Origin of the sequence: Enterococcus montenegrensis (assembly GCF_029983095.1) — a bacterium.
In the GTDB taxonomy this organism is placed as follows: Bacteria; Bacillota; Bacilli; order Lactobacillales; family Enterococcaceae; genus Enterococcus_C; species Enterococcus_C montenegrensis.
The window spans coordinates 1,045,001-1,066,955 of sequence record NZ_CP120467.1 but is presented as its reverse complement, the minus strand read 5'-3'; the positions used below and the strand labels follow the sequence as shown (position 1 = coordinate 1,066,955).

Annotated in this window: 16 protein-coding genes and 4 tRNA genes (1 of these 20 only partly in view); 5 read left to right on the top strand and 15 right to left on the bottom strand. The window is 36.7% G+C overall.

Annotated elements, in window-relative coordinates; genetic code table 11:
* Positions 1 to 36: 36 nt before the first annotated feature.
* On the bottom strand, positions 37 to 3,264 hold the full coding sequence (gene fss3, locus P3T75_RS05255) for a fibrinogen-binding MSCRAMM adhesin Fss3 (RefSeq protein WP_282462382.1): 3,228 nt from the start codon (positions 3,262 to 3,264) through the stop codon (positions 37 to 39).
* 638 nt (positions 3,265 to 3,902) lie between these two features.
* Here fss3 and P3T75_RS05250 point away from each other — a divergent pair.
* Positions 3,903 to 4,190 carry a DUF1905 domain-containing protein gene (locus P3T75_RS05250; protein WP_230711520.1) on the top strand — a complete coding sequence of 96 codons (288 nt, stop codon included), beginning with the start codon at positions 3,903 to 3,905 and terminating at the stop codon, positions 4,188 to 4,190.
* 235 nt (positions 4,191 to 4,425) lie between these two features.
* Here P3T75_RS05250 and tuf read toward each other — a convergent pair whose 3' ends face one another.
* From tuf to P3T75_RS05215, 7 genes are all read right to left on the bottom strand, one after another.
* Positions 4,426 to 5,613, bottom strand: a complete 1,188-nt coding sequence (gene tuf / locus P3T75_RS05245; RefSeq protein WP_206905417.1) for an elongation factor Tu — start codon at positions 5,611 to 5,613, stop codon at positions 4,426 to 4,428.
* Between the two features lie 292 nt (positions 5,614 to 5,905).
* Positions 5,906 to 7,270: an MFS transporter gene (locus P3T75_RS05240; RefSeq protein WP_328517239.1), complete on the bottom strand. Its 1,365-nt coding sequence runs from the start codon at positions 7,268 to 7,270 to the stop codon at positions 5,906 to 5,908.
* Between the two features lie 15 nt (positions 7,271 to 7,285).
* A complete protein-coding gene (locus tag P3T75_RS05235) occupies positions 7,286 to 8,881 on the bottom strand; it encodes an alpha-L-rhamnosidase-related protein (protein WP_282462381.1) in 1,596 nt (531 codons plus the stop codon).
* A 20-nt stretch (positions 8,882 to 8,901) separates the two neighbouring features.
* Positions 8,902 to 10,221 (bottom strand): MFS transporter, encoded by a 1,320-nt coding sequence (locus P3T75_RS05230; RefSeq protein WP_282462380.1) that lies wholly within the window; start codon positions 10,219 to 10,221, stop codon positions 8,902 to 8,904.
* 132 nt (positions 10,222 to 10,353) lie between these two features.
* On the bottom strand, positions 10,354 to 11,337 hold the full coding sequence (locus P3T75_RS05225; protein ID WP_282462379.1) for an AraC family transcriptional regulator: 984 nt from the start codon (positions 11,335 to 11,337) through the stop codon (positions 10,354 to 10,356).
* Between the two features lie 54 nt (positions 11,338 to 11,391).
* The gene (locus P3T75_RS05220) at positions 11,392 to 12,396 is read right to left on the bottom strand and encodes a nucleoid-associated protein (protein ID WP_282462378.1); all 1,005 of its coding nucleotides are present in this window, start codon (positions 12,394 to 12,396) and stop codon (positions 11,392 to 11,394) included.
* 87 nt (positions 12,397 to 12,483) lie between these two features.
* On the bottom strand, positions 12,484 to 13,587 hold the full coding sequence (locus tag P3T75_RS05215) for a serine hydrolase domain-containing protein (protein WP_282462377.1): 1,104 nt from the start codon (positions 13,585 to 13,587) through the stop codon (positions 12,484 to 12,486).
* A gap of 129 nt (positions 13,588 to 13,716) precedes the next feature.
* Here P3T75_RS05215 and P3T75_RS05210 point away from each other — a divergent pair, with 129 nt between their 5' ends.
* From P3T75_RS05210 to P3T75_RS05200, 3 genes are all read left to right on the top strand, one after another.
* Positions 13,717 to 14,568 (top strand): aldo/keto reductase, encoded by an 852-nt coding sequence (locus P3T75_RS05210; protein WP_282462376.1) that lies wholly within the window; start codon positions 13,717 to 13,719, stop codon positions 14,566 to 14,568.
* A gap of 1 nt (position 14,569) precedes the next feature.
* Positions 14,570 to 14,827 (top strand): hypothetical protein, encoded by a 258-nt coding sequence (locus P3T75_RS05205; protein WP_282462375.1) that lies wholly within the window; start codon positions 14,570 to 14,572, stop codon positions 14,825 to 14,827.
* A 139-nt stretch (positions 14,828 to 14,966) separates the two neighbouring features.
* Positions 14,967 to 15,707: a hypothetical protein gene (locus P3T75_RS05200; RefSeq protein WP_282462374.1), complete on the top strand. Its 741-nt coding sequence runs from the start codon at positions 14,967 to 14,969 to the stop codon at positions 15,705 to 15,707.
* A gap of 115 nt (positions 15,708 to 15,822) precedes the next feature.
* Here P3T75_RS05200 and P3T75_RS05195 read toward each other — a convergent pair whose 3' ends face one another.
* A complete protein-coding gene (locus tag P3T75_RS05195) occupies positions 15,823 to 18,240 on the bottom strand; it encodes a hydroxymethylglutaryl-CoA reductase, degradative (protein WP_282462373.1) in 2,418 nt (805 codons plus the stop codon).
* Positions 18,241 to 18,452: 212 nt separating this feature from the next.
* On the opposite strand from P3T75_RS05195, the gene P3T75_RS05190 reads away from it, so the two are divergent.
* On the top strand, positions 18,453 to 19,604 hold the full coding sequence (locus P3T75_RS05190; RefSeq protein WP_282462372.1) for a hydroxymethylglutaryl-CoA synthase: 1,152 nt from the start codon (positions 18,453 to 18,455) through the stop codon (positions 19,602 to 19,604).
* Positions 19,605 to 19,717: 113 nt separating this feature from the next.
* Here the strand turns inward: P3T75_RS05190 and hisS are convergent, their stop codons facing one another.
* The 6 genes from hisS to P3T75_RS05160 form a co-directional block, all read right to left on the bottom strand.
* Positions 19,718 to 21,001: a histidine--tRNA ligase gene (gene hisS / locus P3T75_RS05185; RefSeq protein WP_282462371.1), complete on the bottom strand. Its 1,284-nt coding sequence runs from the start codon at positions 20,999 to 21,001 to the stop codon at positions 19,718 to 19,720.
* 113 nt (positions 21,002 to 21,114) lie between these two features.
* Positions 21,115 to 21,423 (bottom strand): nucleotide pyrophosphohydrolase, encoded by a 309-nt coding sequence (locus tag P3T75_RS05180; RefSeq protein ID WP_230711531.1) that lies wholly within the window; start codon positions 21,421 to 21,423, stop codon positions 21,115 to 21,117.
* A gap of 114 nt (positions 21,424 to 21,537) precedes the next feature.
* Positions 21,538 to 21,610: transfer RNA gene (locus P3T75_RS05175), tRNA-His, on the bottom strand.
* A 58-nt stretch (positions 21,611 to 21,668) separates the two neighbouring features.
* Positions 21,669 to 21,752, bottom strand: a tRNA-Leu gene (locus tag P3T75_RS05170).
* A 23-nt stretch (positions 21,753 to 21,775) separates the two neighbouring features.
* Positions 21,776 to 21,846: transfer RNA gene (locus tag P3T75_RS05165), tRNA-Cys, on the bottom strand.
* Positions 21,847 to 21,886: 40 nt separating this feature from the next.
* Positions 21,887 to 21,955: transfer RNA gene (locus tag P3T75_RS05160), tRNA-Gln, on the bottom strand; it runs 3 nt beyond the window's last position.

The following is a 21,955-nucleotide window of genomic DNA, read 5'->3' as shown; positions in this document are numbered from 1 at the left end:
TCGGTTCTTCTTATTTACTTGTTTCATCTCATCACCTTAGTTCCGGCGATTCCAGAAATAATAGCCCGCCGTCGCAAAGATCAAGGTAAAGCCAATGAACAGTAGCACATTGGAATTTTTCTCCCCGGTTTGAGGGAATGTCTTCACTGTAGGACTAGATTCTTGAGAGTCACTTGGAACGGTTGGTGTTTCTGGTTTTTCCGGCGTACTTGGTGTGGTTGGCACTTCTTTTGGTGTTAAGGTTTGAGATTTTTCTTTCAAATCTTCATTGTGTTTTCCATTAATATTTCCATCTTTATCGTAATTGATCTCCGCAAAAGTAAACTTGGTTCCTTCTGGGTATTTCCCGGTATCTACTTTTTCCGCAAGCACGGTTTTGGTAAATTCCTTGTCATTCACTTCATAATCAATTTTGTCAGATTTCCAAATTTCTTTGTTCGTACCATCTGGAAGTAGTGCATACAGAATTGTTTCGAAAGCTTCTTTTGAGCCATCCAGTACATCATGGGTAATGGACACATCATCAAACATATCTACCACGTCACCATGAGTGAAAGTTTGCGAACCGTCTTCTAAGTGGGCTTTTGTTTGGATCGAAACATGACGCTCCACCGTACAATTAACAGTTTGGGCTTGGTTATTCAAACTAGCATCCTTCGCTACTGGATCGTCACCAGCTTCATAAGCTTCCTTATTTTCATACACATAGTTGAATAAGACAATAGTTTTATCCAAAACTTGTTCGGCGGTTAATTTATGCAGAATTTCCCAAGTTCCTGTTTTTTCTTTGTTCGCCAAGGTGGCCGTTGTTTCCGCAATTACCACTGGTTTGGCATTTTCATCTTTTTCTTGAGCAGCTTTTGTGGCTTCTACATCAATGGCTTGCGCTACCACATACCAGTCTTCTTTGATTTCATGCAAGTTATAGCTCAACTTATCAATTAGCTCGGTAGAATCAAGGCTAGTCAATTCTTTGTCCCCGTCTTTCCAAGTCGCAAGGGAAGTCAAACTATCTTCTTCCTCAGGCAAATCATAAAGCATCAAACGATTCAAACTAACGGAAAATTCTTTGTTCGTCAGCTTCTCGTAAGGAACGGTCACCGTTTTAATTGGCTGTTTTTGACCTTGTTCGGTAATGGTAAAAATGTATTCACTCTTGGTGTAATCCTCTTTATTTTCTTTAAACGTAGAACGGATTTCTAATGGTGTAATCTTTTGAAATCCTTCTGGAGCTTCTACTTCTTCAAGTAAATAATCCCCATAAGGAAGATTTTCAAACTTGCCGTAGCCATCAAACCCTAATTGCTCGTTATAAGCTGTGGTCGCTTCATCTTCAGCGCCTGTGATTTCATTGGTTCCTTCCAATGGCGATACTTTAAAAGTCAGATCATTGAAGCCAGTTTCGGCAGTTCCCGTAGCTGATCCGGCGAATTTGAAGAAATCAAACCCAAAGCGAATCACTTGTTCTTTTGCCGTAACATCTCGGGTAATCACAGCATTTTTTTCGCTATCATCCACCTTTTTGATGGAAACAGGATACTTCGTTTCATCCAAAGAATATCCTTCAGGTGCTTTGGTTTCTTGCCAGTAATACTCGTTAATCGCCAGATGTTTAACGGCAACTTGATTCTTTTCATCTAAAGTCAAAGTCACCGTTTCATCAGAAGCCTTCGTTCCTTTCACTAATTCTGGTTCAAAAGCTTCACTCCATTTAACAGCTTGACCATTTTTTACAGTAAAAAGAGTATATTCAGCTCCTTTAAACTCAGCTTTTCCTTGAGTCTCATTACCGATATCTTTGTCTTCTTTCGTCAAAGTGGTTTCACCAGTAATTTCTTGGTTTTGTCCTTTTACGTTACTGGTAACGAGAGCCACCGTTTGATTAGCATACTTCAATTCGACTTTTACGGGTTTGAAAGTATTCACGAAACCATTAGATGCTTTGGTTTCGGTCACATAATAAGTTCCCAATTCCAACGCATTGGCAATCTCTTTTGGTGTTTCCGCATGACCTTTTTCATCCGTGGTCATTTCTTGAACAATTTCACCAGTTGGGCTATCTTTACGAATGGCAAACGTATTTCCAGCTAAAGAATAGTTATCATTCCAAAGATCACTCCCTGTTTCAACTCCGGTTTTATCCAGAATGATTTGACCTTTTTCTCGCGTATTTTTTGAAGTCACAGAAATGGTTTCGCCTGCTTTAATCGTAGCAGTCATAGGTGTGGCATCAATCGTATAAGGCGCCGGCACTGATTTTTCAGTAATGGTTACCTTTGTACCATGAGGAATTCCATCCAATGTCGCAATGCCTTCTTTATCGGTAGTCACATCTTTTACAGGCAAAGTTTTTCCAAAGTCTAAATGGAAAACCGTTCCTGGTACAACATCACCTGATTCTTTATCGACTTTTTTGATTTTTAAAGACCCCTCAGTTTCCACATCAATTTTGATCGTGTAAGTGTTCGGTTTATCAAGTGCCCCGGCCATCAAGGTCTGTTGACCAGCCATCTTATAAGCAACCGGTGTTCCAGTTCCAGCAGATTTCTTAAGCGTCAACACACCGCTTTCTTTTGAATTGGTATTAGGTGTGATAACCAATTGATTGCCGTTGACACGATAATCAATATTTGCGGTGTTTTCCACAACATCATCGAACTCTGACAAATTCAAATTATTCGTGTCCGTTACAGTAGTTGATTGACCTAACACTGTTTTAGCCGTGCTATTATGGAAGCTTGGTTTCTTCTGATAATCGGCAATAGCTTGATTAATTTTTGCTTCAATGGCTGCGATATTTACGGCACTACCATCTGGATGCTTCATAGAGTGAAGCGTATACCCATTGACCTCCTGCCAGATCATCTTTTGAGCAACCATTTGTGTATCAATATCTGTACCGGCGTTTTTCCATAACACTGAAACTAATTTGGCTTTTTCCGACATATCAGGCAATGGATTTTTCTCATAACCTGGCGTGAACTCATTGTAAATTGGCACTCCCGGTTCGATACAGAAAATATCTTGTTTCTCCCCATTATAGATAGCATAGTGAGGAACAGTTACCTCAGATAATGTTCGACCATCACTAAAAGTTCCCTCAACAGAATAAAGATGGGACTGATCACAATGCACGGTAACCGTTTGTGGATGAGTAATTTCATCAGCAAAGGCAATCGTAGGACCAATCGCTCCGCCAATTGTTTGACCTAATAGAGCCAAAGTCGCAAACAATCGCCAATTTTTGAACTTTGATTTTCTCATAGTGTATTTTCCTTTCATAAAGATACTATTTTGTTGTTGCATTATCTTGCATGTTTTTCTAAATTGATTCTGTTCCTGTACCCACCTTGTATGAATGAAAAAGCAAATAAAAAAGACATCAACTTGTGATGTCTTAAAAATTCCATATTCGTTATTAAATGAAATTCGAACTACGTTACGCTCTTATAAAAAAACTTACTTAATATATACTCAAACTTGATTTAGCTTGTCAATCCATGCTTTTAATAGTAAACGCTAATTGCATGGGACAAAATATGGGACAGTTGGAGACATTCATATAAAACTATGAACAATATGGATTCTAACTTTAAAAAAAGTAATTTTAGCATTCATTATAAATAACAGAAGCGATATGAATTTCCACTATTATCACAATGATGGGAGAAAGAAATATTACACGAAATTTATAAATCAATATCTAAAATTTAGTAAACTACTATTTGTCAGAAGGAAACCATTGAATTGTCATCTTTAGACAACTCCTCTCATTTAAACTACATCTTCGCATTTTAACATGAATAATGGCAATTTAAAACGTGTTCTTTTTCATTTTTAACTATCTGTAATATATTTATTACAGACTATACTAAAGATAACAAACCAAAGCAGGTGAAAAAATGAAGCTAAAATATACTTTTGTTGCAGAAATAATGCCCTCAAAAATTGGCAAGGGTGGCGCATATGTCGTTTTCCCCTATGATTTGAAAAAAGAATTTGGTGTAGGACGCCTTAAGGTTAATGCTACTTTTGATGGCGTCTTTTATGCCGGCAGCATTGTAAACATGGGACTTAAAGATCCAGCGGGAAATATTTGTTATATTCTCGGCATTAAAAAAGACATTCAGCAAAAAATTGCTAAAACAATTGGGGATTCTGTTACTGTGACCGTTAAAGTGCGGGATTAATAAAATTCAGCAAAAAATTTGGAAAGTTGATTGTCTTAAATAGAAAAAGCTAGACAAACAGCATCCAGATCAAAAAAAAACACGTGCGAAATTTTTGCCTATGACTGATAGAATTTGTAAAGTTAGATAACACCAAAGTAGTCAAATCCATTTTTTGTGAACTTTTGTGAAAAATTTATACTCCAATAAAAAAAGACACGTTGCAAAATTGGCAACGTGTCTTTTAAATCTAAAATTAGTTTTCGATTTCAGTAACCATACCTGAACCAACAGTACGTCCACCTTCACGAATTGAAAAAGTAGTTCCTTTTTCAACAGCGATTGGATGAATCAATTCAACTTCGATCGTAACGTTATCACCAGGCATTACCATTTCAGTACCTTCTGGCAACGCAATGTTACCTGTTACGTCAGTTGTACGGAAGTAAAATTGTGGACGGTAGTTATTAAAGAATGGTGTATGACGTCCACCTTCTTCTTTTGTTAAGATATAAACTTCACCCTTGAATTTTGTATGTGGTGTAATTGAACCTGGTTTAGCTAATACTTGACCACGTTCAACTTCGTCACGGGTAATCCCACGTAACAATACCCCAACGTTATCGCCGGCTTCACCATAATCCAAAGTTTTACGGAACATTTCCAAACCAGTTACAACAGCTTTTTGTGTTTCTGGTTTAATCCCGATAATTTCGATTTCATCACCAACGTTGACTTTACCACGATCAATACGACCTGAAGCAACAGTACCACGACCAGTAATTGTGAAGACATCTTCAACTGGTAACAAGAATGGTTTGTCATTGTCACGTTCTGGTGTTGGGATATATTCATCCACTGTATCCATCAAGTGCATGATAACTTCTTCTTGTTCTGGATCTCCTTCTAAAGCTTTTAAAGCAGAACCGCGGATGACAGGAATATCATCCCCTGGGAAGTTATATTCGTTTAATAATTCGCGAACTTCCATTTCAACTAGTTCTAATAATTCTTCATCATCAACTAGGTCTGTTTTATTCAAGAAAACGATCAAATATTTAACGCCAACTTGACGGGCTAACAAAATATGTTCACGCGTTTGAGGCATTGGGCCATCAGTTGCAGATACAACTAAAATTGCCCCATCCATTTGAGCTGCCCCGGTAATCATGTTTTTAACATAGTCCGCGTGTCCTGGCGCATCAATATGGGCATAGTGACGTTTTTCAGTTTCATATTCCACGTGAGCAGTATTAATTGTAATACCACGTTCACGTTCTTCTGGTGCTGCGTCGATACTTGCGTAATCTTGTGGGTTTGCTAATCCTTTTTTACCTAAAACAGTTGTGATAGCGGCAGTCAATGTCGTTTTACCATGGTCGACGTGTCCGATGGTACCGATATTAACGTGTGGTTTACTTCTGTCGTAATGTTCTTTTGCCATTAATAAAACCTCCAATAATTATTATCAGCGGGTCATACATTGCTGACTCTCTGATACCTATTATAGACTTTTCCTTACAATTGTAAAAAATTTACGCTTGTAAACTGCTTACTTTTTATAAGTTTCGATCTTACTCTTATTATAGGTCAATTTTAGTCAAAGTCAAAAAATATGTCTCGCTCAAAAATACAGCTACGTAATAACCGAATTAATCCATCTAAACACCTTATATAATAGCAAAAAAGGCAGATAGAAGTTTTCCTTCTATCTGCCTTTTACTCAATAAAAAAATTTAAATTTTTCTTCGTTGTGCTAACTCAACTTGTATTTGCGGATATTCTTGATCTAATTTATAAAAAGACATCACAATGACAGAACCGACAATGAGCGCTATAGGAATATATCCATACATTAATTTAATGGCTAAAGTGGCTTGGTTCGTTTGCTCTACAGCATTTGGTGCATAGCTTCCCCAAGCAAGCAATATCCCAGCAATCCCTCCAGCAACAGCTTGTGCAACTTTTCCTAAGAACCCATTGATAGCAGATAGAGAACCTGAAACGTCTATTCCATTTTTCCATATGCCGTAGTCAACAGGATCTGCTTGCATAGAAAAATAGATACTTTCTTTTATTCCGTATCCCAAGGCGGACACTAGTGCACCAACTATAATTATAAAATGATTTATAGTCCCAAGCAGAATAATGACTATTCCTCCTGCTTGGATAAGCGAAGCTATGATAAAAAGATTTCTCTTCCCCATTTTATTAGCCAAAAAAGGAACAAAAAAATTGGCACACATAGGTACAACTGACATAATAGTAGCAATTGTAATTGAAAGGCCTCTGTCTCCCACCACTACAACAAAATAATAAACCAAAGAGCTCGTTTGTAAGAAAAAGCCTGTCCACATAAATAAAATGTTCAATGCAAAAATTAACCAGGGGGTATTTTGCCGCAATGCTTTTATAATATTTTTCATTGTTAGTGTTTGTTTTTCTTCGACACGTATTTCACGAACGGAAAGAAAGGTAATAAAAAATAAAATACAGCCAATTAAACCAAACATAAACATTACTTTTTTAAATCCTAAAGCTTGATTGTTACCACCAAAAAGATTAACTAAAACTAAAGCTGAAGAACTTACAACAGTTGCACCGAGAAAACCAAAAAATTTTCTAGATGTAGAGAGTGCCGTTCTTTCTTTTGCATCTGTTGTTAAACTTGGCAAAATTGAAGCCATCGGAACATTGACCAACGTATAAGAAAAAGATAAGCCAATGTAAGTAACATAAGCATAAACCATTTTGCCAGCAACGGAAGTATTCGGCACACTAAAACATAAGAATGCAAAAAAGGCAAAAGGAATTGCTCCAAAAAGAAAATATGGGCGCGATTTCCCCCATCGTGTATGGGTGTGATCAATTAGATATCCTACTAATAAGTCTGTCACGCCATCAATAATCCTGGTAATGACAAACATTAGACTAACAGCAGCGGCATTTAATCCCATAATATCTGTATAAAAATAGAGAAGGTATAAAGAAATCATTTGCCAAATTAGATTACACGCTAAATCAGAAATGCCATAGCCTAAACGTTGACGCCATTTGGAAATCCCACGTACATCATGTTTTATCCCTTTAGTAGATTCCACCTAAATCCCCCCCCATTACTTATTGATTTTTGTCAGTAGATATTTTCTAATCAAATATGGCGGTGTACAGCTCCATGCATGGCAATAACTGTTAACAATGGGACTACCATAAGGTGAAAAGTTTGGGTCTTCGGGTTTAAACGCTTCCCAAAATGTATCTGCTCCCATATCAATCATTTTTCCCCAATAATCTTTTATCAATGTAACTGCTTCTTTTTTCATACCGGCAATACAAAAGGCTTCAACTACATGGTGATACGTATACGGTGTTGCGATCCCTTCAATAGGAAATAATGTTTTCACCGTATTTTCAAGAATTTTTTTATTCATTTCAGGTGGCATGATTTCTGATAAAATCATCCAAACTTGACTAACAATATTTATTTCTTCGTTTTCTGCAACGATGAATAGGTTTTTTGTTGCATCAAACAAATAATCTTTGGCATATGCAACTAATTGTGCCAATTTCTCCTGATAGAATTGCAATTGAACATCTTCTTGGCGTTTTGCTAATTCTACAAATCTTTTTAGCGCATAAATCATAACGCCATGACCAGCCGTATTCTTTTTAAAATCATTTGACCAATCAATAAACACTGGCCATTCATCTTGTAAGCATAGTTTTCCTTGCTCATTTACTAATAACAGTGCCAAATCAATTTGCTTTTTAGCTACTGGATATAAGTCCTCTAGTACCTCTACGTCATTTGTATGTTGGATATAATCAAATAATGTTGTTACGAAAAATAGACTATAATCAAATAAAAAAGTATCATCTGGCGTCAATTGCGGAGTAATGAAAACATTGGCAGGAATTTTTCCTTCACTTGTCGTCATTCCACCAAATAAATAAAGGCCTCGTTTAATTAGCCTAACGTCATTAAAGGTATAGTAGTCGGCTAACGCTTGTAAACGAAGATCTCCTAGCCAAAGACGGCGATCTCGTTTGGGTCCATCTTCAAAAACATCTTGCATACAATCCATCAAAGTTTTTACTGAAACGTTACAGATTGCTTCTAATTCAGCATCTGCTAGTGTATCTTTTGGTAATCGTTCCATCGTAACGCTACTCTCAGCTGTAAAAACCGGATTTTGAAATGAAACTTGCCATTTTGGTGATGTATCAACTACAGATAACTCAATAAATCGACAACTATATCTTCTAGGCATTTTTAATGTCGTCGGCAATACATCTAAATGAATGTATTCTTCTTGAATCCAGGAGCGAGAAAGCCAACCATCATATGCAGCCGAATCAGCTGCAATTTCAGCAGCAACCTCCGCAAACTTCACTTTCAAAAATAAAGGAGCATCCATTGGAGAACCAATGGACTGAATATCAATAGCAAAAGTACCTACATAATGATCACCCAAATCCAAAATAATGCTATCATCTCGTTTTAATAAGACTTGCGGAAGGTGTTGAATTTTCGTTTTTGTAACCGCTGATTTATAGCCATTAATTTTCTTTTCATCCGGCAATATTTCGACGATAGCAACCGGCTGAATTTTATTTTTTAGTATTTCTGGTTTATTTCTATCAGCCTTGTCCAATAATTTTTTATCTTTATTCCAAACTACATCATCATTAATTTGATAAGTAAAAGTCACAATAATCCCTCCAATTCGTTTTACGCTACTATTTTTTCTTGTTCTGCTTTTGTTTTTTTACCATGACGATATTTATTTTGTAGACGCATCATCATAATTCCAGCTAACGTTGCAAGAAAAACAATACCTGCAAAACCATACATTGAATATTGGATTCTTCCTGGCTCAACAAGAAATGGTGTAACAAAAGCAAACAGACCACAACACATTCTTGAAAAACCATTAATAAATCCTTGTAAAGATGCCCGCGTTTCTGCTGGAAATGACTCTTGTGTCCAAACTTTGTAAATGGCTTCTCCTGCTAGTGGATTGCCAAAATTATAAAATCCGATTGTAACCGCTAACGCTAAGAAACCAGCGCCTCCGCCAATTAAAGCCATCCCCAACATCGCCGCAAATTGAACAAAGGCACCTAAGAAAAATGCTTTATTACGATACTTTCCACCAGCTACAGAAGTAAAGGCAATAGTTGTCAATAGTGAAACAACATTCAAGATAATGCCCAGACCAGTTGCTTGTGTCTGTGTTGCTCCTGCATTTGTTAATGCATATGTTTGAAATTGTCCCCATGTATTCGCTAACAAATTCCAACAAACATAAAAGATTAAAATGGCAAAGAAAAAGCCTAAGTATCTTTCTTTATTTGAGCCAAACAATACATTTTTAAACGATACTTCTGCATTCTCGCCTTCTTTTTTAGCTGCTTGATTTTTTGCACCGCGTTCATGAAACATTTTGAATTTTTTCGATGAAGATCGCCATAACCAGGTCACCAAAGCAAAAGAAAATAAAATCCCAAAAACAATTCTAGCTCCTAAAACTCCACTAATACCGGATAATAAAAACGAGCAGATATACGAAATAAATACGCCAATTTGCCAAAAAATTTGTGTTGAAGATACTAATTTCGCTGATGTTGTTTCGTCGGGTGCATCATAAGAAACTACAGTCAAGCTAATTGGTAAATCCGCTCCAGAAGCAAATCCCATAATAATTACGCCAACCAACAAAAAATTAAAGTTATTTGATAAAACACAAATTCCAGCCCCGATTGCATAAAAGAGATTCAGCCAATTAAAAGATTTAATTAAACCAAATAGTTTAGTAATATTTCCTGCAAATAGCGAACCAAAGGCAATCGCAAACGTCAACGCACCTGAAATAATTCCCACTTGTCCAGCTGTTAACTCCAAACCTTTTTGCCAGACCGGAATAGTAGCAGACAATCCAACGATACATCCAGATCCCAGCATTGAGCCGATTCCAGCTGCTGTTGCTAATGGTGAGTATTCCTTTAATAAATCTGATTTTTCTTCATTCTTATTCACTTTCTTATTCACGTTTTCCACTCCTTCATTTGTAATGAAATAATTCATTTAACTACTAAGATTGTAAGCGGATAACAAGCAACTAACTATAGCACAATCCAACAACATTTTTATCCAAACCACAGAAAAAGGGGAATGAGTCTTTTACTCATTCCCCTGAAAATTCGATTTTTCCATCATTTTTCTAATCTCTTTTGGTGTATCTCTTGTGTATTTGGCAAATAATTTGTATAACGAGGATAAATTTTCGTAGCCAACTTCATAAGCAATCTCTAAAAAACTTTTATTTGTTTCCCGCATCAATTCTAGACTATTTTGATAACGCATGTAATTAGTTAATTCTTTAAAAGAACGGCCTGTCTGTTTTTTCAATTTATTACTAATATAGTTTGGGTTATAACCAAATTCTTTCGATACTTCAGATAAGGTCAGATGTGGATAATGAATTTCAATGTAGCGTAATAATTGCAAAAGTTCCTCATCTTCGTCTTCTTGTTGACTTTCAATGCTTCGGGTCAGTTCAATAATTAAAAGTGACATTAGTAAATTAATCGCCCGCATATAAAAGTTATTTTTATTATAATATTCCAAAATTAAACGGTGTAACACAGACTGGACAGCTTCATTTTCGCCGCAGTGAAAATGTAAAAAAGAATCATGGCTACTGTACTGATTCGAAGCATTCATCAAGAATTCACCTACGACACCATTAGATTTCACCATATTAACAATTAATTCAGTCGTGATGGATTCATCTTTTAGCAAGATATTAATCAAAATATCATCTTTATTGAGACTATTGATTTCTTGAACAATATCTTTATCTAATAAAAGAAGTTCGCCTTGTTTTAGTATAATTTCTTTTCCATTAACATATTGAATGCAACTTCCTGAAAGCATGTAGTTGAACTCAACAAAAGAATGCGTATGAGCCGGCATAACAGAATAACGATGATGCTTATTGATAAAAATATTTCCTTCTTTGAAAAAAGACTCTTGCGGCATTTTAGGAACAGCAACCTTTTCGAAGGGTAAATTCTGATCGTTAACATTATACCCTTCTTTTCGCTGTATTTTTTCAATTTCATTTTCTTGCTGCAAAATAATTTCTAATTCAGAAAATTCCATACTATCCCCACTTTTAACAAAACTACTCGCAACCAGCTACTGAACAAATTCTATCTACAACCGATTAATCACATCTTCCACATTTTTAATCATCACCGAAATCGTCCCATCTGGATTATTAGTGAATTCAATTAAATTGGGATCTCGATAAACATCTAACGGAACTATCAATTCAATCCCGTTTGAAAGTTTTAGTTTTTGCTTACTGTATTTCTTTTCCGTAATTTCTTTTACTTCCCTTAGTAATGGGGCTTGGTTCACAAACCCCTTTTCTACTACTTCTTCTTCAAAGGCCATTTGAGCTGTAATGTTGTCTTTAAAAACTTTTTGGGCAACTTCCTTTACTTCAAGTTGACCATTTTCTTCTATTGCTTCATAGACAGCGTCTTTGACATCAGCTACCACATCATGACTAGCAGCTTCAAATTTCTTACCGATTTTTTCGGCTACTTTTTTGATTACTTTGACATTTTCTTCTAGTGATGGGATAGGCTGGCTTTCAATCACACGGGTTGAAAAATAGAAGTTCTTTTCCCCAGAAAAGGTATATTTTTTTTCAATCAATTCATAAACCATATCGGTTAAATCAATCGTGATGCCTTCGTCAGCTTTTTGCGACTTGCCGGCTAAAATTGCCCGATTAATGATTAATTGATTATTTAGCCCACTTTCTGATGAATCCACAAAATGCGTAAAGCCGTCATTGTAATTAACCTTCAAAAAAGCCAGCTGCATTTTTGTATCCAACTCATATAACACGACAAAAATATCGGCACTAGGAGCATCTTCACTTTGACTATACACGTCATACCAACGGGCAACCAATTGTTCTGAAACTTGCACAAAATCATTTTGTGCTTGACTGGCTAATGCTTCAAAAGCAGAGCCAACCACTAAACTACCAGTTTTTGTTTGCGCACTTGCCAATTTTTGAATTTTTTTAGTCAAATAATCCCGAATATACTCCGTCGTTAAATCCAATTCCATTTGTGAATAAACAGGATCACCGCTTTGGCGATCAATAATGTGTAAAATTGCCTTTTTCAAATAGATATCCATTTTATTTCGCTCTTTTCTTAATTTAAAGTTCTGATTCAGTGTACAGAAAAAAGCAATGAAAAGACAAGTCTTTTCATTGCTTTTATTTTAATCTAAGGAAGTCGCAAAATTATAAATATCCGTTGCCAATAAATCATCACCGTTAATCGCCGGTTGATTGGCAAAGAGTAATACGAGGTTTTCATTGCTTTCATCGCCATAAACAAAAGTATCATAGCCGCCTAAAGAGCCGTGGATACTCTTAATCCCTTCATCGTGCCAAATGCCCCCAGCATATCCAGCATCTTCAATTTGCGCCAATTCCTTATATTCTGCTGCGGTCAGGATTTGCCCATTGGTTAAGCCTTTTTGCACTTTTAACATGTCGTCAATACTCATAAATAAATTGCCGGCCCCCAGCAGACTTGAAAATAATTCTTTATCCGCATGAAATTCATCATCTTGATAATCTTTTTCATTTTCGTAACGATACGCAATTGGCAAGGTCATCTTAGGCGGCCGTTTTTCCCAAGAAAAAGTTCGCTTTAAATGCAAAGGTTTAATAATTTTATTTTCCAATACCGTCTCATATTTTTCACCAGTAATTTGACTAATCACCCCTGATAACAAGGTGTAATTGGCATTCGTATAGGAGAAGCTTTGATCTTGTGTAACTTGCATTTCTGACAAAACATAGTTGAGTTGATCTTCTTCTAGACCCAAAAGTTTTCCAGGATTACTTTCTGCCATTTGAATACCCGAAGTATGATCTAAAAGTTGCCGAATCTTGATATTTGCCAACTCCGGCTGATTAGGATAAAAAGCAGCCAAATTACTTTCATAGGAAAGCTTTCCTGCAGCTACTAGTTGAGCAATTAGGCTACCGGTCATAAATTTTTGTAAAGACGCAATCGGATAAGAAAGCCGAATATTATTCTTTTTCAAACGACCAAAATCAGCATAACCATAGGCACTACGATTAATAACTTCTCCATTTTTTACAACGAGTATGACACCTTTAAAATGTTCTTTTTGTACCATTTGGTTGATATCTGCTTTAAAAAGCGGATTACTCTGGGCTAAAATGCGCGAGACAGATGTTTCTTCTGCCGGAGCTTTTGTGGTAGTCTTGTGTGCCATTTGCCAACTAGCACCAAAAATAATGAACAATACTATAATTATGCCAATTACAAACCAATACTTTTTTTTCATCTAAATGCCTCTTTCCTGCTGCTGATTATACTGCAAACTCTAAAATTTGTTTACTAAAACAAAATGAAAGAAAAAAATCGCTAATTACGCTAAACTAAAAGTAGCAAAAAAGAATTGGAGGCATTATAGATGGAAAATCTTACATCAACTTACACATTAAAAAATGGCGTTAAAATTCCTAAAGTCGGCTTTGGTACTTGGCAAACACCCGATGGCGATGTGGCGGTTTCATCAGTTAAATCCGCTTTAAAAGTTGGATACCGCCATATCGACACGGCCCAAGGCTACCACAATGAAAAAAGTGTTGGTAAGGCGATTAAAGAAAGTGGTGTTCCTCGCTCTGAAATTTTTCTAACGACGAAATTATGGAATGAAAACCATAGCTATGATTTAGTGATGGAAAGTTTCGCCCAATCTTTAAAAGAACTAGAGACAGATTATATTGATTTATTCTTAATCCACTGGCCAAACCCCGTAACTTTCCGCGATAACTGGCAAGAAGCAAACGCCAGTACCTGGAAAGCAATGGAAGAGTTATATGAAGCAGGTAAAATCAAAGCAATCGGCGTCAGCAACTTTTTGCCACATCATTTAGATGAACTAAAGAAAACAGCTAAAATTATGCCACAAGTCAATCAAGTTTTCTTAGCTCCAGGTGAATTGCAACCTGAAGTTGTGAAATATGCACAAGCAAATGATATTTTGCTAGAAGCTTATAGCCCACTTGGTACAGGTAAAATCTTTAGTGTACCAGAAATGCAAGAAATTGCGGCAAAACACAACAAATCAATTGCCCAAGTTGCTTTACGCTGGTCGTTACAACATGGCTTTTTACCATTACCAAAATCTGTTCATGAAAACCGCATTAAAGAAAATAGTGAAATTTTTGATTTTGAATTATCAGATGAAGATATGGCAACAATTGACAAACTAGATGGTGTCGTAGGGAAAGCCAAAAATCCAGATACTGCGAATTTTTAAAATGACAAAAGAAAAAATCCAAAAACGACTGCTAAACTTACCAAAAGAAATTACGACAGCCATTAGTTCTGATTTTGTTTTCTTAGTATGGCCTGATAAGGTCCAACATTTTCCAGCTAGAAATTGGGCAACACCCCAGTTTCATAAAACTATTTCAGAGTACCTTACAACCCCTCTTTACACAACTTTTAATGGTTATCTAGTAGCATATGAAGAAAATAATGAGTTGATTTTGATTTTACCCGGAATGAAGCAATAAAATAGAGGCATTGGTTGTCGTATTTTAGCTGAAAACGACAATCGATGCCTTTATTTTCATTTTTTTTACAATATTGCTTTTCATTTACCCGAACTTTTTTTATAATCATAAAGGACTCAACTCAGAAAAGGAGATATTTATGAAGAAGAAACAAAAGCAAAAATTGCTAAAACAATTTCGACCTAACTTCGAACAAGTACGTTTAGAACTGTTTAACGAAATCGTTTTAAAAGCCAAAAAAGATTATAATTTAGTATTGGATATTTTTATTGATCCTAAGAAAAAAGACGATATGACTGTTGCTTTTAACAATGGCGCTCAAGTGCAACAGTTTACTGTACCGATGGATGAAAACTTTAACACTGTGGTTAAACGCATCCAAAAACAAGAAAAAGGCTTACTCGCTCGTTTTAGTACAAACTTAGCTGATAGTATTGCCTCTTACTTACAACCTAACTTGCCGCAAGGCTTATCAAGTACAACTGCCAAAGAAGATAAAGCAGACAAAGCTGCTGCTAAAAAGTCCGTGGAAATTGAAACACAGCCAAAAGAAGTGAAAAAAGAAGCTGTTACTGACAAAGAAGTGAAAAAAGAAGCTGAAAAAGATGGGGCCGACAAAGAAAAAGAAGTTCACGCACCAATGACAGTAACAGACTTTACTCAAGCAATTGCAAATTTTCCTAAGTTTGTGGTTAACCAAACAGACAACGGGTATGAAGTCGTGGAAAAAACACCAAAAGAAGAACGTTTATTGGCGACTGTTGCAAAAGATAGTAATGAATTTACAGTTGAAAAAGCTCTTGAAAGAAAGTATAAGTTAAAAACAGAAGTGATACCTGTCATTGAAGCTTTTGCTGCAACACCAATTTCAGCTCGCTAATCCTGTAAAAAACTGCATTACACCAAATTCTATCGCTAAAAAATGCGTTATAACCTAGCCAAATGCATAAAAAAACAAGTCACTTTTCTCAGTGACTTGTTTTTTTGCATAGATTTTAATTACTTGCTCGCAATGTAGCCAAAATTTTAGCTGCTGTTGCTTGGTTCATAGTCGTCTCTTTTTGCAATTTTCGACTGACCACTTCAATTTCACTGCCAACTGCGCCAACCGTCATTGCTAAAGAACGAGATTGAAGTGCCATATGCCCTTTTTGTATACCTTCTGAAACAAGCGCCCGCAAAGCAGCTAAGTTTTGAGCTAAACCAACTGCCGCAACCACAGTAGCTAATTCTTTGGCATCTTCTACGGCTAAAATATTCAGTGCAGCTTGTGCTTTTGGCAAAACCCTTGTGGCACCACCGACTGTGGCAATCGCAAGTGGCAAAACAAGACGTCCTTCTAAATAGTCATCAACGACTTTCCAATCACTCAAACCTTGATACTGTCCATCTTTTACTGCGTAAGCATGAGCCGCTGCTGCAACAGCTCGCGTATCATTACCTGTAGCTAAAATAACGCCGTCAATACCATTCATAATGCCTTTATTGTGCGTAGCAGCCCGATAAGGATCTTTTTTTGCGTAATCTGCAGCAATGGCGATTTTTTCAGCCACGACATGCCCATTACCACCCTTAGCTAAATTCGCAATGGGCACACGGCAACGTACTTCAACTAACGACTCAGTTGCCAAATTACTTAAAATACTAAATAATATTTTTTCACTTGGAAAAACGGTACGCAATTTCGCCGCTACCCCTTCAAGTATGCCGTTGACAATGTTAGCTCCCATCGCATCTTTTACATCAACCTTTAAATCTAAGGACAAATAACTTCCCTCAATTTTTCGCCAACTAACATCTTTCAAGCCGCCACCACGTTTCACAATTGACGGATAGCTTACATTTGCAACTTCAAATAAGGTTGCGTAATTATTTTCCAACCATTCAATTAACGTTTTTTCATCTGCAACGTCATAAAACACGATTTGTCCTCGTAACAAACGTTCTTTAATAACAGCAGTAAATTTCTCAGCCATCTTCGCGCCATAGCTACAAGCAGCGATAACAGAAGGTTCCTCCGTCGTTAGGGGAACAGCATATTCTTTATCATTTACTACTAAATTTAAAGCAAGCCCCATCGGTATTTCACTTTCACTGATTTGATTTTCAATCATGTGATTTGCCACATCTGAATCAAGCGCAGTATTTAACAGCTCCGCTGCTTGAATAGGATCAATTTTCTTGTCTGCTTGTAATTTTTCAAGCCGTTCAATTTGACTCATTTGATAAAATTTTTTTTTTGAATTTTCTTTACTTGGACTTTTCAATAACATAGCAAGGCCAAGGCCACCGCCAATACATAAAGAAGCGATACCATATTCTTTATCTTCTTGTTGTAGCTGATGGCTAAGTGTGGTCAACAACCGAGCTCCAGTTGCGCCAATTGCGTGACCCAGCGAAATTCCACCGCCGTAAGGATTAACTTTGTTACTATCTAAGCCTAACTCTTTCTCTACGGCCACAGAAGAAGCTGCAAAAGCTTCATTTATCTCAAATAAATCAATATCTGCAACTGTTTTTTCTTGAGCTGTTAATAATTCTGTCACAGCCTTAATCGGAGCTACTCCCATAATAGCCGGATCAATGCCGACTTCACTAAATCCACAGATTTCAGTTAAGTAAGGTAGTTCATGTAGATCTGCATATTCTTTTGTTGCCAATAATAAAACAGCGGCGCCGTCATTAATAGTAGAAGCATTACCAGCTGTCACCGTGCCATTTTCTTTAAAAACAGTTCTTAATTGACTTAGCTTTTCAACCGAGCTATTTCCACGAATGCCTTCATCATGTTCCATTAGGCCATGAATGGTTTTGATCGGAACAATTTCTGCTGCAAAAGCCCCTTTGGCTTGTGCTTTTGCTGCCTTTTGTTGGGAATTAACAGCAAATTCATCTTGCTCACTGCGGGAAACATGAAAATCTTCTGCTACTTTTTCAGCAGTTAATCCCATATGCTTTTGGCTAAAGGCATCTGTTAAACCGTCTAAAATCATCGCCGATAAAGGTTCACCGTAGGCATTTGTTTCATAATTAAAATGACGCAATTGTGGTGCATTGGTCATACTTTCAGTACCACCAGCAATCGCAACTTCTCCTTGGCCCAATTGTAAGCTTTGCCACGCCATGATCACAGCTTTCATCCCAGAGCCACACACTTCATTTACTGTAGTTGCTGGTACTTCATACGATAAACCACTATTGATACTAATTTGTCTTGCCACATTTTGGCCGTTTCCTGCTTGTAAAACATTGCCAAATACTACTTGTTTTATGTCATCTTTTACTTTAGGATAACGCGATAATAACGACTGTGTAACTTTTGTACCTAAATCAACAGCACTATATTGGGTCAATGCCCCTTTGTATTTTCCAATCGGACTGCGCAAGGCAGCAACAATGACTACTCTTTTCAAATGTAGCACCTCCACTAGGAAATATATCATTTCTTTCATAAAAAAAAAACAACCTTAACTAATTCTGACCATTTGCAAAGAAAGTTTAAATAAACTTTAAATTATAAAATAATTTTTTCGTCAAAAAGCTTTTTTATGCTACCTTATAAGAGCAAATATGACTGCACGAGTAACAAATTCAAAGAGAAATTTAGAAAGATAGGGGTTTGTTTATGAACGTCGGAATAGATAAAATTAGTTTTTTTGTACCACCTTATTACATTGACATGACCGAATTAGCGCAAGTGCGAAATGTTGATCCCGGAAAATATTTGATCGGAATTGGACAATCTGAAATGGCCATTGGGCCAAGTAGCCAAGATATCGTTACTTATGCTGCCAATGCGGCAAACAAAATTTTAACCGATGAAGATAAAAAGGCAATTGACTTGGTGATTGTAGGTACTGAATCTAGCTTTGATGAATCAAAAGCTAGTGCTGTAATTTTACATCGCCTGTTGGGCATCCAAGATTTTGCCCGTTCTTTTGAAATTAAAGAAGCCTGTTATGGTGCAACAGCTGGTTTAGAAGCTGCAAAAAATCATATTTCTCGTCATCCTGAAAGTAAAGCGTTAGTTATCGCTGCAGATATTGCCCGTTATGGTTTAAATAACGGCGGTGAACCTACACAAGGCGCTGGTGCGGTAGCAATGCTTATTAGTAGCCAACCGAAAATCCTAGCCCTAAGCGATGATACGATTAATTTAACCCAAGACATCTACGATTTCTGGCGTCCAACTGGCCACACTTATCCATTAGTCGACGGACCTTTATCCAATGAAACGTATATTAACTCTTTTAATAAGGTTTATAATCGTTATAGCAAAGAATACCAAGAAAGTTTTGGCGATTTTGCTGCATTAGCTTTTCATATACCTTACACAAAAATGGGTAAAAAGGCATTGCAATCAGTTCTACCACAAGCATCAGAACAAGATGCTACTCGCTTATTAGAGCGCTATGATGAAAGTATTACCTATAGTCGACGTGTTGGTAACTTGTATACTGGTTCCTTATACTTAGGCTTGATTTCCCTCTTAGAAAACAGCACTGCTTTAAAAGCTGGTGACAAGTTAGGTCTTTTTAGTTATGGTTCAGGAGCAGTTTCACAGTTTTTCACTGGTATATTACAATCTGGTTATGAAAAACATCTTTTGAAAGATTATCATCAAGCTCTATTATTACAACGCACTAAGCTAACGATCTCAGACTATGAAAAAATGTTTAATGAATATGTTGATTACAACAAAACAACAACTTTTAATGATGAACTACCATTTAGTATTGCAAAAATTGAAGATAACATCCGCTTTTACCGCAACTAAAAAAAAGACCCAGATCATGTAAACTGATGATGGAATGATTTCCAAAACTTAGACCGAAAATCTAAGTTTTGGAACATCCATACGCATTAATACATGACATGGGTCTCTTTTAATTAGTTCAAATAATTTTTAAAGTAATCATCTAAATCAGCAACAGCAATTTTATCTTCTGTTCCTTTTTCCATATCTTTAATAACTACTTTTTGCTCTTGTACCTCGGTCTCACCAATTACAACTACTAATTTTGCTCCTAAGCGATTCGCGGTTCTAAATTGTGCTTTTAATTTACGAAAATCAATATCTCTTTCACAAACTAAACCTGCATGACGTGCACTTTGAGCAGCAGCTTGTGCTAAAACATTCCCTAATTGATCCATACAAGCTACGTAAACGTCGATAGTTTCATCTACTGGGATTTCCGCCCCTTCTGCTTCGATTGCGATCAGAGCTCTTTCTATCCCTAATGCAAAGCCAAAGCCTGTATCTTTTTCAGCCGGTCCGCCAAACTCACTAATCAAACCATCATAACGTCCACCAGCACAAATTGTCGTTAATACACCGCCGAAACCTTTTGCCTCGCTCATGATTTCAAAAACAGTGTGATTATAGTAATCGAGGCCTCGTACCATTCGGTGATCGACAACATAGGGAATATTTAAGGCATCTAACATGCCTTTTACTTCATTAAAGAAAGTCGCACTATATTCATCTAAATAATCTAAAATCGAAGGTGCGTTTTCCACGATTACTTTATCTTTTTTATCTTTACTATCCAAAACTCGTAATGGATTTTGGTGTAGTCGACGTTTGGAATCTTCACTAAGTTGTTCTTCCACAGTTTCCAAGTAAGCAATTAAAGCATCACGATAACGCATACGGCTTTCTCTATTACCTAAGGTATTGATAACCAGTTTCACATGACGAACACCTAATTTTTGATAAAAATCCAACGCCATCGCCATTGTCTCAACGTCTGTAGCTGGATTTTTACTTCCGATAACTTCCACCCCAATTTGATGGAACTGACGTAAACGTCCTGCTTGTGGTCGTTCATAGCGAAACATTGGCCCCATGTAATAGCCCTTAAATGGATTTACATGTTCTGGACCAAATAATTTATTTTCTACATAACTGCGGACCAATGGTGCTGTTCCCTCTGGTCGCAATGTAATGTGGCGCTCTCCTTTATCGTAGAAATCATACATTTCTTTGGTTACGATATCTGTAGTTTCGCCGACACTTCTGGCAACAACTTCAAAATGTTCAAAAATTGGTGTTCGTAATTCACGAAAATTATATTCACCAAAGACTTTGCGAGCAGTATCTTCAATATATTGCCATTTAGCTGAATTTCCTGGCAAAATGTCCATGGTTCCTTTTGGTTTTTGATATTTCATCAAATAACTCCCTTCAATGATATTCAGAAATACTATATCACTTTCTACAGCGGGTTACTAGCTTGAATCCATTCCAGAATTTATTTATAAGAAATAATAGACTTTTTTAATGGTTAATCTACAATCGGCTTAGGATATTTAATCGCATTTTTCTTTAGTTTTTCAGCAATAATTTCATTAATATCAAAGCCTAAATTGTCTGCTAACATATAGCTATAAATGAGTACATCTGCTATTTCTTCTTTGAGATGTTCTCGTTCAAGATTTCCTTGTTGCGAGGTCTTCCATTGATATATTTCCAACAGCTCACTTGCCTCTAGCGAGATAGATAGAGCCAAGTCTTTTTCATTATGAAAAGGACGCCAATTTCTTTCATCACGAAATTTATTAATTTTTTTCATGGTTTCTTGCATGTCACTCATTATCTTACCTTCTTTTCTTTCTCTTTATTAGTTTGTTCTTCCCCGTATTATTCAATCTACCAGATTGAATAATAAAAAAAAGAGACTAAACAGATGTCTAGTCTCTTTACTTAGGGCGAACGGTGGGAATCGAACCCACGAATGCCGGAGCCACAATCCGGTGCGTTAACCACTTCGCCACGATCGCCATTACCCTATTTAATTTCAAATAAAAAACTAAGATGAAATAACATCTTAGCTCTTTATACCGGCGGCCGGGGTCGAACCGGCACGCCCGTGAGGGCACTGGATTTTGAGTCCAGCGCGTCTGCCAATTCCGCCACGCCGGCATGTCTTTATTAATAGTAGTCTAAGGCGCTAACCGGATTTGAACCGGTGATGAAGGTTTTGCAGACCTCTGCCTTACCACTTGGCTATAGCGCCATTATACTATTATAACAAATATGATTTCAAGTGAAACCAACTGGGGTAGCTGGATTCGAACCAACGCATGAGGGAGTCAAAGTCCCTTGCCTTACCGCTTGGCTATACC

Bases quoted from the DNA above. Each gene is read 5' to 3' on its own strand.
- fss3 (WP_282462382.1), bottom strand. From the start codon at position 3,264: ATGAGAAAATCAAAGTTCAAAAATTGGCGATTGTTTGCGACTTTGGCT.
- P3T75_RS05250 (WP_230711520.1), top strand. From the start codon at position 3,903: ATGAAGCTAAAATATACTTTTGTTGCAGAAATAATGCCCTCAAAAATT.
- tuf (WP_206905417.1), bottom strand. From the start codon at position 5,613: ATGGCAAAAGAACATTACGACAGAAGTAAACCACACGTTAATATCGGT.
- P3T75_RS05225 (WP_282462379.1), bottom strand. From the start codon at position 11,337: ATGGAATTTTCTGAATTAGAAATTATTTTGCAGCAAGAAAATGAAATT.
- P3T75_RS05220 (WP_282462378.1), bottom strand. From the start codon at position 12,396: ATGGATATCTATTTGAAAAAGGCAATTTTACACATTATTGATCGCCAA.
- P3T75_RS05215 (WP_282462377.1), bottom strand. From the start codon at position 13,587: ATGAAAAAAAAGTATTGGTTTGTAATTGGCATAATTATAGTATTGTTC.
- P3T75_RS05210 (WP_282462376.1), top strand. From the start codon at position 13,717: ATGGAAAATCTTACATCAACTTACACATTAAAAAATGGCGTTAAAATT.
- P3T75_RS05205 (WP_282462375.1), top strand. From the start codon at position 14,570: ATGACAAAAGAAAAAATCCAAAAACGACTGCTAAACTTACCAAAAGAA.
- P3T75_RS05200 (WP_282462374.1), top strand. From the start codon at position 14,967: ATGAAGAAGAAACAAAAGCAAAAATTGCTAAAACAATTTCGACCTAAC.
- P3T75_RS05190 (WP_282462372.1), top strand. From the start codon at position 18,453: ATGAACGTCGGAATAGATAAAATTAGTTTTTTTGTACCACCTTATTAC.
- hisS (WP_282462371.1), bottom strand. From the start codon at position 21,001: ATGAAATATCAAAAACCAAAAGGAACCATGGACATTTTGCCAGGAAAT.
- P3T75_RS05180 (WP_230711531.1), bottom strand. From the start codon at position 21,423: ATGAGTGACATGCAAGAAACCATGAAAAAAATTAATAAATTTCGTGAT.